Annotated in this window: 14 protein-coding genes; 13 read left to right on the top strand and 1 reads right to left on the bottom strand. The window is 36.8% G+C overall.

Going from position 1 to position 11953, the window contains the following annotated elements; all coding sequences use genetic code 11:
* The first annotated feature begins 88 nt into the window (after positions 1-88).
* The 9 genes from SAY88_RS12015 (at position 89) to SAY88_RS11975 (ending at position 8060) form a co-directional block, all read left to right on the top strand.
* Complete coding sequence (locus SAY88_RS12015) at positions 89-466, top strand: spore coat protein (RefSeq protein ID WP_332632084.1); 378 nt, start codon at positions 89-91, stop codon at positions 464-466.
* 189 nt (positions 467-655) lie between these two features.
* Positions 656-1117: a spore coat protein gene (locus SAY88_RS12010; protein ID WP_332632083.1), complete on the top strand. Its 462-nt coding sequence runs from the start codon at positions 656-658 to the stop codon at positions 1115-1117.
* 211 nt (positions 1118-1328) lie between these two features.
* On the top strand, positions 1329-3143 hold the full coding sequence (locus SAY88_RS12005) for a PAS domain S-box protein (protein ID WP_332632082.1): 1815 nt from the start codon (positions 1329-1331) through the stop codon (positions 3141-3143).
* 413 nt (positions 3144-3556) lie between these two features.
* Complete coding sequence (locus tag SAY88_RS12000) at positions 3557-3709, top strand: hypothetical protein (RefSeq protein ID WP_332632081.1); 153 nt, start codon at positions 3557-3559, stop codon at positions 3707-3709.
* 271 nt (positions 3710-3980) lie between these two features.
* Positions 3981-4781 (top strand): transporter substrate-binding domain-containing protein, encoded by an 801-nt coding sequence (locus SAY88_RS25995; protein WP_431308866.1) that lies wholly within the window; start codon positions 3981-3983, stop codon positions 4779-4781.
* A gap of 93 nt (positions 4782-4874) precedes the next feature.
* Complete coding sequence (locus SAY88_RS11990; protein WP_034624909.1) at positions 4875-5531, top strand: amino acid ABC transporter permease; 657 nt, start codon at positions 4875-4877, stop codon at positions 5529-5531.
* Positions 5524-6246 carry an amino acid ABC transporter ATP-binding protein gene (locus tag SAY88_RS11985; RefSeq protein WP_332632080.1) on the top strand — a complete coding sequence of 241 codons (723 nt, stop codon included), beginning with the start codon at positions 5524-5526 and terminating at the stop codon, positions 6244-6246. The genes SAY88_RS11990 and SAY88_RS11985 overlap by 8 nt, the downstream gene beginning before the upstream one ends.
* A 256-nt stretch (positions 6247-6502) precedes the next feature.
* The gene (locus SAY88_RS11980) at positions 6503-7471 is read left to right on the top strand and encodes an aromatic acid exporter family protein (RefSeq protein ID WP_332632079.1); all 969 of its coding nucleotides are present in this window, start codon (positions 6503-6505) and stop codon (positions 7469-7471) included.
* A gap of 64 nt (positions 7472-7535) precedes the next feature.
* Entirely contained in the window at positions 7536-8060 is a 525-nt protein-coding gene (locus tag SAY88_RS11975; RefSeq protein WP_332632078.1) for a L,D-transpeptidase, read from the top strand.
* A gap of 52 nt (positions 8061-8112) precedes the next feature.
* On the opposite strand, the gene prli42 is transcribed toward SAY88_RS11975, so the two are convergent.
* The gene (gene prli42, locus SAY88_RS11970; protein ID WP_250096056.1) at positions 8113-8202 is read right to left on the bottom strand and encodes a stressosome-associated protein Prli42; all 90 of its coding nucleotides are present in this window, start codon (positions 8200-8202) and stop codon (positions 8113-8115) included.
* Positions 8203-8345: 143 nt separating this feature from the next.
* Here prli42 and mce point away from each other — a divergent pair, with 143 nt between their 5' ends.
* The 4 genes from mce to SAY88_RS11950 all read left to right on the top strand — a co-directional run bounded on the left by mce (position 8346) and on the right by SAY88_RS11950 (position 11883).
* Positions 8346-8762: a methylmalonyl-CoA epimerase gene (gene mce, locus SAY88_RS11965; RefSeq protein WP_332632077.1), complete on the top strand. Its 417-nt coding sequence runs from the start codon at positions 8346-8348 to the stop codon at positions 8760-8762.
* 171 nt (positions 8763-8933) lie between these two features.
* Positions 8934-10055 carry a M20/M25/M40 family metallo-hydrolase gene (locus SAY88_RS11960; RefSeq protein ID WP_332632076.1) on the top strand — a complete coding sequence of 374 codons (1122 nt, stop codon included), beginning with the start codon at positions 8934-8936 and terminating at the stop codon, positions 10053-10055.
* 166 nt (positions 10056-10221) lie between these two features.
* Positions 10222-11406 (top strand): DNA polymerase IV, encoded by a 1185-nt coding sequence (locus SAY88_RS11955; RefSeq protein ID WP_332632075.1) that lies wholly within the window; start codon positions 10222-10224, stop codon positions 11404-11406.
* Between the two features lie 75 nt (positions 11407-11481).
* Positions 11482-11883, top strand: coding sequence for a YaaR family protein (locus SAY88_RS11950; RefSeq protein ID WP_332632164.1), 402 nt, complete (start codon positions 11482-11484; stop codon positions 11881-11883).
* Positions 11884-11953: the final 70 nt, after the last annotated feature.

The following is an 11953-nucleotide window of genomic DNA, read 5'->3' as shown; positions in this document are numbered from 1 at the left end:
AAATAGGCGCTTTTATTGAGACAAATAACCAAGCAAATTTTGTTAGAAGGCAATAGTGTAAATTAGAGAAGGGAAGGAGGAAGTAAGTATGAGTCAAGATGTAAGCCAAGTTGCTGGTCAAGTAGAAAAGACTTTTCAACAATCCGAGGAGTATATTCTGATTAGTAATTCTTGTGATATTACAGTCAGTTCAACAGATACGAAAGCAGCTGTTTCGTTACAAGCTTCACTTCAAGCAGCAATCGCTTTAATTGTCAGCATATCTGTAGCAAGTAGTGAGGATGCAGAGAGCATCACTCAAGAATTAATTCAAAGCACTAAGACAAAACAAATGACATTCCAGAAAACAGTCGTTGAAAACTCCAAAAATGTAAATGTAACAACTACAGATACGCAAATAGGGGTTAACATTCAATTGTTGTTACAAATTCTCCTCGCGTTACTTGTAAATTTAGATGTTCTTTAGAGGGGCAGCATAGCCAGAGACTACTGGGAACAATTAAGTATAAAAAGGGTGGCTGTTATGAAAAAAATTATAATAGCCACCCTTATCTTTAAGAAAATTTGAAATTAGACAGATAAACCAAGGCAAATGACCAAGCAAAATCAAGATAAAGACATAGTGTAAATTAGAAAAGGAAAGGAGGAATTGAAAATGAATCAAGATGTATACTATTCATCAAAAAAAGAAGACACACCAAGGTGGTCTGCACTTGACTCGGAAGCTTGTCATCCAATGGATGATTCCGATGTTAAACAAAGTGCTGGTCAAGTAGATAAAACATTCCAACAGTCTGAGGAGTATATTATCATTAAAGATTCTTGTGATGTAAATGTGAGTTCAACAGATACGAAAGCTGCAGTTTCATTACAAGCTTCATTGCAAGCAGCAATTGCGTTAGTTATTAGTATCTCTATAGCTAGCAGTGAACAAGCTGAACAAATCACACAAGAGTTGTTACAAAGTACAAAAACAAAGCAAATTACGTTCCAGAAAACAGTAATTGAAAACTCAAGAAATGTTGATGTCACAACAACAGATACGCAAATTGGTGTGAACATTCAATTATTGTTACAAATTCTCCTCGCGTTACTTGTTAACCTTGATGTTCTTTAATAGAACGATAACGTTTTGTAGAGGGCAGGGAAGTACCTGCCTTCTTTCGTTATGAGTAACCTTTAGTTGATTTTTTTCTTTAACAATCTAATATATTAGTTGTATTTCTCATTCAAATGAAGCAAGAAAACTGTGGAAAAAAACAGGATTTATAGGGATAACGGCGAATCTTATCGAGAGGAATAGTTTGCCTAAGTTAGGAGAATGGAATATGAATGGTTCAATTGTTTCTTCGTGTTTAGAGGCGTCGCTGCAAGGACAAGCCATTGTGAACGAGAGAGGAGAATTTCTGTTCGTTAATACAGCATTTTGCGAGCAGTTTGGTTATACAAAAGAGGAAATTCAGTTATTAACTATAGAGTCTTTTTTTATTTATGAAGACAATCTAGAGCGACAAAATATAAAAGAACCATTGTTGAAAAAGGGACGAAAGAACTTTCAAATTGAAAAGTTAATAATACATGGAAAAGGATACCTTCAAACGACAGTATTTACAGTTACAGATGTTTCTATAGAAGGTGATGTCTGTTTCCATTTGCAACTAGATCGATTAATGGTAATTGGAAAAGAAAGGGAAAGTTCGTTGCTCAAAACAAGCCTGCGAAATCGTGATGAAGTTCGTTTACCGAAGAAAATTCTCGATGGAATAAAAGATGCCATTATTACGATTAGACTTGATGGACAATTTCTCTACGTTAACGAAGAAGCTGAACGAATGCTAGACATGGGGTGGAAAGAATTACAAAAAAGTGATTTTTGGGCAAGTATTAAACAAGACAAGAAAGAAACGTTAGTAAAGAAATTTTATCAATTGCTTGTTGGTGAGGAATACACACAAGTTGAATATTTTCATGAAAAACAAGAACAATGGTTTGATGTAAGAGCGTATCGTTCGGATGAACAAGTAACGATGTATTTTATTAATATTACAGAACGTAAAAAAATGGAAAAAGAACTTCGGATAAAAGAAGAGAACTATCGAAGCTTGGTGGAAAATACACCGGAAACGATTATGGTACATGATGGAGTGAAACTTATTTATGTGAATCCAGCAGGGGAGAAGCTCTTTAACTTTATTCATCCTCAGAAATTAATTGGTTTAAAATTTAATAACCTTTTATCTAAGCACGATCGAGCAAGAGCGAGAGAGGACAGTCGCCTATTACTTCTAGGGAAAATATCAGTTGCCAATACAATTTATTGTTTTCAGCTGGAACAAGGAAAGACTATTGAAGTAGAAGCAACGACAACGGTCATTAGATTTCGCGGGAAGCCTGCGTTTCGAACGATATTAAAGGATATTTCAGAAAGAAAAAAAGTCGATGATATTATTAGAAAATCGGATAAATTATCAGTTGTTGCACAACTTGCTGCGGGAGTCGCCCATGAAATAAGGAACCCATTAACAACGGTGAAAGGTTTCTTGCAACTGTTTCAAAAAGAAAAGCAATACAACTCGTTTTATATAAATTTGGTTATGGAAGAGTTAGAGCGAGTAGAAGCAATCATTTATGAGTACCTTACTTTAGCTAAGCCTAATTTTGACAATCACTTTGAAAAATTGGATATTTTAAACCTTGTCAATCAAATTTTAACTTTAACAAAAACACAATCGAATATGAATAATGTCACTTTAGAGCTTGAATATGAACAAGTTCCATTTATTATTGGGTTGGAAAAACAGTTAAAGCAAGTGTTTATTAATTTAATTAGAAATTCTATAGAAGCAGTTGCCGATAATGGGACAATTACAATCCGTATACTAAATCACCCTGATAATCAAATATGCATACAGGTCGAAGATAATGGATGTGGAATACCTAAAGAACGAATCGAGCGTTTAGGTGAGCCATTTTATTCGACAAAGGAAAAGGGAACAGGATTAGGTTTGATGGTTTGTTACAAGATCATTGAGCATCATAATGGAGTGTTAAATATTTATAGTGAAGAAGGAAAAGGGACGAAAATGGAAATTATCTTGCCTGCCCAAATAGAAAGTAAAAAAACCGAAATGTTACCTCTGTAGCATTCGGTTTTTTTACAACAATAAACTATGATAGAAAATCTAAATTATTTCACTTCTTTAGCAAATTTTTTTAATTCATTCAATAAAGACGTCCTTTGCTCCTCATCTATTTCGAATGCTATTCCGTATTCATAGGAGCAAGTCGATAAGGCATTTCAATCGCGCTCTTTCTTATGCGTTTTTCTTATTGTAAGTATACTGAATTTCGAAGAGGAAGACATAGGTAATTTAGATTTATGTAAAGACTCTGAAATTCTAAAAAAATAAGAACATAGATTGGGAGAATATCAAATAAGTTTGTGAAAATTTGTAAAAAAAGGTAATGTACTTCTAACGGCAGGGGTAGTTTAGTATGATGGGAACAGTTGGAAGCGCATCATAATTCCAACTCAACGACAAAGGAGGAATTTGCGATGAGCAAGAAACTACTTTATACGGTATTAGCAGGGGCACTTTCTATTAGTGTGTTAGCAGCTTGTGGAGAGCCAGTGGATGAGAATACACCAGTGGATGATCCAGCAACAATTGATGAGCCTGCAGAAGATGATGCTGAAGCTTCAGAATAAACTTATTGAATAACATGAAAACTTTTACTAAGAGCGACCAGGAAGCTGGTCGCTCTTTAGGTTGGAACGAACAATCGATAAAATATTGAGGAAAAGCAAATTATATAGGTAAGTAATTTGCCTTAAATAATTTAAAACAAATGAATTTTCTGGCAATAACACTGTTGGTGATTTTGGGAAAAAAGTTATTTTCAAGTACTTAAGTATGTGTTAATATGCATTTACGAGAATAAATATTATATTAATAAAAGATACAGGGGGTTATTTTACTATGAAAAAAAGTTGGTGGATGTTAGGAGTGTCAGCCATTTTGTCTGTTGGATTACTAGTTGGTTGTGGCGGCGATGATGCGGATCAATTAGTGAGCTTTGAGATTCCAACTGAAGGAGAGTTAGGGTCTGCTATTGCTTTTCCAAAAGGCAGTGAGCTTGTTGAACCGTTCAATCAAACGTTAAATGAGTTAATTGAAAGTGAAGAGATGGATGAACTAGTATTAAAATGGTTTGCTGGTGAAGTTGAAGAAACGGATGCAGCTACAGAAGAAACTGAGCCGACAGATGCAGAAACTACATTAGTCATGGGAACATCAGCTGATTATCCTCCATACGAATCTGTTGACCTTGCGACAGGAGAAATTATCGGTTTTGATATTGATATAGCCAAGTACATCACTGAAGAATTAGGCTATGGTTTACAAATTGAAGATATGGATTTTAATGCGTTAATTCCTGCAATGGAATCAGGGCGAGTTGATTTTGTTCTAGCTGGTATGACACCTACAGAAGAACGTAAAGAAAATGTGGATTTTTCTGATGTCTATTATGAGGCAACAAACCTTATCGTTTCAAAAGAAAGTGCTAATCTTTCGTCCCTTGAAGATTTAGAGGGATTAAAAGTCGGAGTTCAATTGGGTTCAATTCAAGAGGAAGAAGCAGATGAACTAGCTGAAGAATATGGATTTGAAGTAGTGAAATTAAATCGTATTCCTGAAATTATGCAAGAGTTACAAGCTGGACGTATCGATGCTGTCCTAATGGAGGATACTGTTGCTGAAGGTCATTTAGCACAGTAACAATAAAAGTCTATGAAATCACACCCGCGCGCAAACTTTGCCGCGGGATGTGTTGTGTTATTACAAGAATGTTAATAGGAAGGATAATTGGGCATGAATTTGGATTTTAGCCAAATCGTGCCCCATATCCCTTTTTTACTACAAGGGATCGGGGTCACGTTACAATTTGTATCAGCAGCACTAGTATTAGGTCTCGTGTTAGGAATCATTTTGTCCATTTTTAAAATTGGTCGATTCCGAGTGCTCCGTTGGTTTGCAGATGCTTACACGTCAGTATTCCGTGGAACACCATTGATTTTACAATTATCAATTATTTATTTTGGAATCCCGCAATTCGGGATGGATATTTCAGCGTATGTAGCTGGAGTACTAGCTTTTGGATTAAACTCAGCAGCCTATGTTTCTGAAATTATTCGTGCAGGTATTCAAGCAGTAGACAAGGGCCAAAAGGAAGCTGCTGAAGCACTAGGTATTCCTTATCGTCCTACGATGTTAAGAATTATTTTACCTCAAGCTTTCCGTAATATATTGCCTGCGCTTTTCAATGAATTTATTAACTTAACAAAAGAGTCAGCAATTGTGTCAATCATTGGTGTTATGGATCTCATGCGCCGTGCTCAAGTATTAAACGCACAAATTTATCGATATTTTGAGGCACTGCTATTTGTTGGTTTGATTTACTATTTACTTGTTATGGTATTGACCATCATAGGTCGACTTATTGAAAGGAGATTGCAGCGCAGTGATTAAAGTAAACGATTTGTATAAATCCTTTGGAAAAGTCGAAGTTTTAAAAGGTATCACTACAGATATTAAAAAGGGAGATGTTGTCGCAATAATTGGACCTTCTGGTTCAGGAAAGTCAACGTTTCTTAGATGTATGAATTTACTTGAGCATCCCACATCAGGTAAGATTTACGTTGGTGGTGAGGAATTAACGAATCCAAAAACCAATGTCTTGCGTGTTAGACAACAGATTGGTATGGTATTTCAACATTTTCATTTGTTTCCACATATGACCGTCTTAGGTAACTTAACATATGCTCCGATGACTGTAAAAGGTCTATCTAAGCAGGAAGCAACTGAAAGAGCAGAAACGTTACTTAACAAAGTAGGGTTATTAAATAAGCGTGATGAATACCCAAGTCGCCTCTCAGGTGGGCAAAAACAAAGGGTAGCTATCGCACGTGCATTGGCAATGGAGCCGGAAGTTATGTTGTTTGATGAACCAACATCTGCTTTGGATCCAGAAATGGTTAAAGAAGTACTAGAAGTAATGAAAGATTTAGCGACGTCTGGTATGACAATGGCGATTGTTACTCATGAGATGGGTTTTGCTAAGGAAGTAGCTGACCGTGTTCTTTTCTTAGATCAAGGCATTTTAATGGAAGATGCTCCTCCAAGTGAATTTTTCAATGCTCCGCGGTCTGATCGAGCTAGAGAGTTTTTGGAGAAAGTTTTATAGGCGAAGGAGTTTGTCACAAACCAGGTAAGAGAGGTGGCAATGGCTTCGTTCGCAATAGCTATGAGAGAAGAGAATCACTCCGCCCATAGCTTTTAAAAAATGTAGCAACTTCGCTTATTGCTTGGGGGCTATCCTAAATGGTCAAAATCAGACCTTTTCGGATAGCTCCTTCTTTCTTTTTAAGAAGGACAACTTATATTTGTACAAAAATATGGTAAGATTACGTAAAATAAGTTTTACATAAGAGAGGGAGCTCATGTCATTTAGAATTGGCTATCGGACATTAAAAACAGCAGTAGGAGCTGGACTTGCTGTAGCAATTGCTCAGGGACTTAATTTGGATTTTTATGGATCAGCTGCCATTATAACGATTCTATGCATTTCTGTAACGAGGAGAGATTCGCTTAAGGTTTCTTGGGCTCGTGTTGTTTCATGCATTATCGGAATGATGATCAGCGGAGTGTTGTTTGAGGTAATTGGCTATCAACCATGGACACTAGCCTTAATCATGATTCTATTCATTCCAATTGTTGTAAAGTTGAAAATGAATGAAGGAATTGCTACTAGCTCGGTCATTATTCTACATCTTTACACAGTTGGTAATATGTCTTTAGCTCTTATATTTAATGAACTGTTGATTATTATTATTGGAGTGGGAATTGCCTTGTTAATGAACCTTTATATGCCAAATAGTGATCAAGCGTTAAGAATGTATCATAAAGAAATAGAAGAGCACTTCAAGACCATTCTTCATGAATTATCAGTTTATTTACGATATGGGGAAAGTGAATGGGATGGAAAGGAAATTCCAGAGACGGTGGATCTATTACAACAAGCAAAGAATCTTGCATTGAAAAATATTCATAATCACATTCTGCGGTATGATGATCAATACTATTATTACTTTAAGATGCGTGAGAAGCAATTCGAAATCTTAGAACGATTAATGCCATATGTATCGCAAATTCATAAAACAGTTTCTCAAAGTGAGACGGTAGCTGATTTTATGGAGGAGCTTAGTAATTCCGTGAGCCCTGCAAATAGAGTTCCTTATTTCTTGGAAAGGATCCGTTCGATGAGAGCTGGATTTGAAGAGATGCCACTTCCGAAGACGAGAGAGGAATTTGAAGTTAGGTCTTCACTTGTTTATATCTTGCATGAGCTTGAGGAATACTTGCATATAAAGGATCGATTATGGAATCAAGCGGATAAAAAGAAACTGTAGAGAGAAACTAATCAAAAAGATGATTGTTTAAGCATCCTTTGCTTAAAGTAAAGGGAGGATTCTAATGAAACTCTCACTTCTTTCAATGTTAGTTATCTTAATTGCTTCCCCTATTTGGCCAATTGGAGATAACCCAATGGTTGGAGACCCATTTCTTATTGTAAATGTTAAAAAGAACGAACTTGCCTATGTTAATGAGGGTGAAATCAAAGAGGTGTATAAAGTGGCAACTGGTAAATCGGGTGATGAAACGCCTCTTGGAACATTTACAATTATTGTGAAGGCAAAAGACCCTTATTATCGAAAGAAAGATATACCAGGTGGTGATCCAACCAACCCTCTTGGTTCAAGGTGGATTGGTTTTAATGCAAATGATACAGACGGAAGAACGTTCGGTATTCATGGAACGAATCGTCCTGGCTCCATTGGTTATTCTGTGACGGCAGGGTGTATTCGGTTACCTAACACCATTGTCGAAGAGCTATTTGAAGAGATCCCGATTGGAACAACAATCTATATAACGGATACAGAAGATCCGTTTATAGAAATAGCGAAAAAGTTTGGAGCCATAAAGGAAAACACCTGGTAGAAGATACCAGGTGTTTTCCTTTCACATATAATGAGCTTGCTTTGTAGTTTGTTTAGAAAAAAGATACACCCATTAAAAGGGTACCAAGAACCATTGTTACAATCATTAAATAGATAATAGCTTTTTGAAATTTACGTGGCATGTGAAACCCTCCTCTTCAATACCTTTTTCTATTTTATCTTCTTATACGATTTTGGACAAGTGGAATCTAGAAATACCAGATAAAAGAAGGAATCTAGAGTTGTATAAAGAATAAATTTTAAAGAATGTGAGGAGCTGATACGATTGACAGTAAGTAGGCCAGAGAAAATTGATCATATTGGAATCGCTGTTCGTTCAATTGAGGTAGTACTGCCATTTTATCAGGATCATTTACAATTACCATTACTTGGGATAGAAGAAGTTGCGTCTCAAAATGTAAAAGTTGCTTTTTTAGCTATTGGTCAATCGAAAATTGAATTACTTGAACCTTTATCTTCAGATAGTCCAATTGCCAAATTTATCGAAAAACGTGGAGAGGGCATTCATCATGTTGCTCTTGGTGTGACTGATATTAGTGGACGAATAGAAGAAATTAAGAATAATGGTATTAACATGATCCATGATGTACCGATTGACGGTGCCGGCGGAGCAAAAGTGGCCTTCCTGCATCCGAAATCAACTCATGGCGTGTTATATGAATTTTGTGAGAAAAGTAAGTAAGTTAGTTGTTTTTGCTAGGAACTTGCGCTTTATGATCGAGAACGGTAACATTTAATTTAGGTCGTAAATAGGTGCAGCCTTTTTAACGATGATTATAAGCGAGCAAGTAGGTGGATTGAGCCTACAATTGACAAACGCTCATACATAGAATGAATTTGGAGGAACATACATATGGTAAATGAACAACGTTTAGTAGATGAGTTTCTGGAACTTGTGCAAATTGACTCTGAGACAAAGCATGAGGACATCATAGCCCCTATACTTAAAAAGAAATTTGAAGACTTAGGCATGACTGTAGTAGAAGATGATGCAGCTAGTAAAACAGAGCATGCAGCGGGAAATTTAATCTGTACTCTTGAAGGAACAAAAGAAGGGGTAGATACGATTTACTTCACTTCACATATGGATACTGTTGTCCCTGGAAAAGGAGTCAAACCCTCGATTCAAGACGGCTATGTCGTGACAGATGGAACAACAATTTTAGGTGCGGATGATAAAGCTGGTATTGCAGCTATGCTTGAGGCTGTTCGTGTTTTAAAAGAGGGAAGGTTAGAGCATGGTACGATCCAATTTATTATTACAGTTGGCGAAGAATCGGGCTTGAACGGAGCCAAAGTTCTCGATCCAGATCTGTTAAAAGCGAAATTTGGATTTGCTTTAGATAGTGATGGACCTGTTGGAAATATTATTGTTGCTGCTCCAACTCAAGCAAAGGTGAAGGCAACGGTTCTCGGTAAAACTGCTCATGCAGGTGTGGCTCCGGAGAAGGGTATTTCCGCCATCACTGTCGCTGCAAAAGCAATTTCTAAAATGCCTCTTGGACGTATTGATGAAGAGACGACTGCAAACATTGGACGTTTTGAAGGTGGGACACAAACGAATATTGTGTGTGATCACGTAGCGATTTTGGCGGAAGCGCGATCTTTAATTGCTGAGAAAATGGAAGCACAAGTAGCAAAGATGAAAGAGGCCTTTGAATCTACAGCTAAAGAGATGGGGACATCAGCTGAGGTAGAAGTTGAAATTATGTATCCAGGATTTAAGTTAGGTGATGGTGATGAAGTTGTAGAGGTAGCAAAGAAGGCAATGTCACAAATTGGCCGTACCCCAGAGCTACTTCAAAGTGGGGGAGGCAGTGATGCGAACATTTTTGCTGGACATGGTGTACCAACTGTAAATTTAGCGGTAGGCTATGAGGAAATTCATACAAAAAATGAACGCATGCCGATTTCTGAACTTGTTAAGCTTTCAGAAGCAGTAGTGGCAGTTGTTAAAGAAGTATCAATAAAATAAAAATAATTAAGAAAAGAGCAATCTTAAAATGGATTGCTCTTTTCTTAATTATTACATTTAAAAAGTTTCTTTGTTAACACCTTAACGTACTACGGTTTGTACTGCAACTGACTTCTTTGGAAAAACGAACGCATTTTCGTATAATAAGAGTAAGGAGGTCTGTAGGATGAATCGTGCACGTTTGATATTTCATTTAGATATGAATAGTTTTTTTGCTTCGGTCGAAATAGCTCATGACCGCTCTTTAGTAGGGAAACCGGTTGCGATTGCAGGAAATCCGGAAGAACGTCGAGGGATTATTGTAACAAGCAGTTATGAAGCAAGAGCTAAAGGGGTAAAAACAACGATGCCTATTTGGCAAGCAAAGAAACTATGCCCGAATCTAATCATCCTTAGACCTAATGGGGATCGGTATCGTGCCGCTTCGAAAGCTCTTTTTGAACTTCTTTTTACCTATACTCCTCTTGTCCAGCAAGTATCCATAGATGAAGGGTATCTTGATTTAACGTCTTATTTACATGAAGAAGATCCCGTAAAACTAGCTGAAAACATTCAGAAGCGTGTGTTACGTGAACTAAACCTCCCTTGTAGTATTGGAATTGCCCCAAATAAATTTCTAGCTAAGATGGCAAGTGACATGAAAAAACCAAATGGGATCACTATACTACGAAAGCGTGAAATAGAGCAGAAATTATGGCCACTACCAATAGAAGAAATGCACGGTATCGGGAAAAGAACAGTTGGTAAGTGGAGAAATATGGACATTTTCACTATAGGAGATTTAGCTGCTGCGGATGGAAAACTCCTTTTGAAAAAGTTCGGTGAGCGTGGATTAGAGTTAAAAGAAAGAGCAAATGGAAATGATAACAGGCCTGTTAACCCTCATGCTTATTCTGAATACAAATCAATTGGCCATTCAACTACACTACGTAAAGATACCAAAAACGACCAAATAATTAGAGCGACTTTAGAAGATCTTGCAAGGCGTGTTCATCTAAGATTACGAAAGAAAGACATGTTTGCAAGAGGAGTACAAATTACAATTCGCTATTACGATTGGAAAATGATTACAAGAAGCCATAAACTCCTAAACCCTATCCAATCTGAAGAAGAGCTATTCACTGAGGCAAAAGCACTTGTGGAGAAAGCTTGGAATGGCAATGCCATCCGTCTATTAGGGGTAAGTACCTATGATTTGCTTGAAAAAAAATATGCATATAAGCAGCTCGACTTATTTACTTACGCAGAGGAAATAAAAAAGGAAGAAATTAATGAGACAATTAACCAATTGCGAGAACGGTTTGGTGAAGGGATTGTCCAGAGAGGTTGGAAAAAAGAAGAAAAGCAATAACAGTAAAGAAATTCTCAGATGAAACCGATAATAAAAGTAGATTTATGATGAGGTCAGCGTTCAACACTCGGTGCAATACAAAATCGTCTTGAACACACAATCAACAATCTTCAAGTAACTCACGAGGCGAAGGTGTCGTTTCAAGAAGTAATGGGGAAACACCGCGACGGAAAAACGTATGAACGACTTTCGCAATTAATGAGTAAAATTGATGATCAGGGGAAAGTCCTTTCGGAAACGCGAACTGTTGATGAGTTAAGGAAATATAAGCAACTTGTTAAAGAATTCATGGAAGATGCTGTTCAGTTTGGATTGAGTTTAGAAGAGCGCCGGGGATTTAACAGAAGAGGACGAACGAAAATTTATAAAATAGTCCAAGAAGTTGATCGTAAGCTATTAGACTTAACAGATGCCGTATTACAAAAACAGAAAAAAGGATTAGATATCCTCAGGCTGTTGAGAAAGTCTTATCAATAGCCTTTTTTTGTAGCTATTAATCCGATTATTCAGGTGAATATAGTATAATATAGATAGAATAATCGTGAGG

Source organism: Halalkalibacter flavus (assembly GCF_036663575.1).
In the GTDB taxonomy this organism is placed as follows: domain Bacteria; phylum Bacillota; class Bacilli; order Bacillales; family Bacillaceae_D; genus Halalkalibacter; species Halalkalibacter flavus.
Note: the sequence above shows the minus strand (reverse complement) of the source record. Positions and strands in the feature narration are given on the sequence as shown.

Coding starts and splice junctions, on each gene's coding strand:
- SAY88_RS12015 (WP_332632084.1), top strand. CDS start 89: ATGAGTCAAGATGTAAGCCAAGTTGCTGGTCAAGTAGAAAAGACTTTT.
- SAY88_RS12010 (WP_332632083.1), top strand. CDS start 656: ATGAATCAAGATGTATACTATTCATCAAAAAAAGAAGACACACCAAGG.
- SAY88_RS12005 (WP_332632082.1), top strand. CDS start 1,329: ATGAATGGTTCAATTGTTTCTTCGTGTTTAGAGGCGTCGCTGCAAGGA.
- SAY88_RS12000 (WP_332632081.1), top strand. CDS start 3,557: ATGAGCAAGAAACTACTTTATACGGTATTAGCAGGGGCACTTTCTATT.
- SAY88_RS25995 (WP_431308866.1), top strand. CDS start 3,981: ATGAAAAAAAGTTGGTGGATGTTAGGAGTGTCAGCCATTTTGTCTGTT.
- SAY88_RS11990 (WP_034624909.1), top strand. CDS start 4,875: ATGAATTTGGATTTTAGCCAAATCGTGCCCCATATCCCTTTTTTACTA.
- SAY88_RS11980 (WP_332632079.1), top strand. CDS start 6,503: ATGTCATTTAGAATTGGCTATCGGACATTAAAAACAGCAGTAGGAGCT.
- SAY88_RS11975 (WP_332632078.1), top strand. CDS start 7,536: ATGAAACTCTCACTTCTTTCAATGTTAGTTATCTTAATTGCTTCCCCT.
- prli42 (WP_250096056.1), bottom strand. CDS start 8,202: ATGCCACGTAAATTTCAAAAAGCTATTATCTATTTAATGATTGTAACA.
- SAY88_RS11960 (WP_332632076.1), top strand. CDS start 8,934: ATGGTAAATGAACAACGTTTAGTAGATGAGTTTCTGGAACTTGTGCAA.
- SAY88_RS11955 (WP_332632075.1), top strand. CDS start 10,222: ATGAATCGTGCACGTTTGATATTTCATTTAGATATGAATAGTTTTTTT.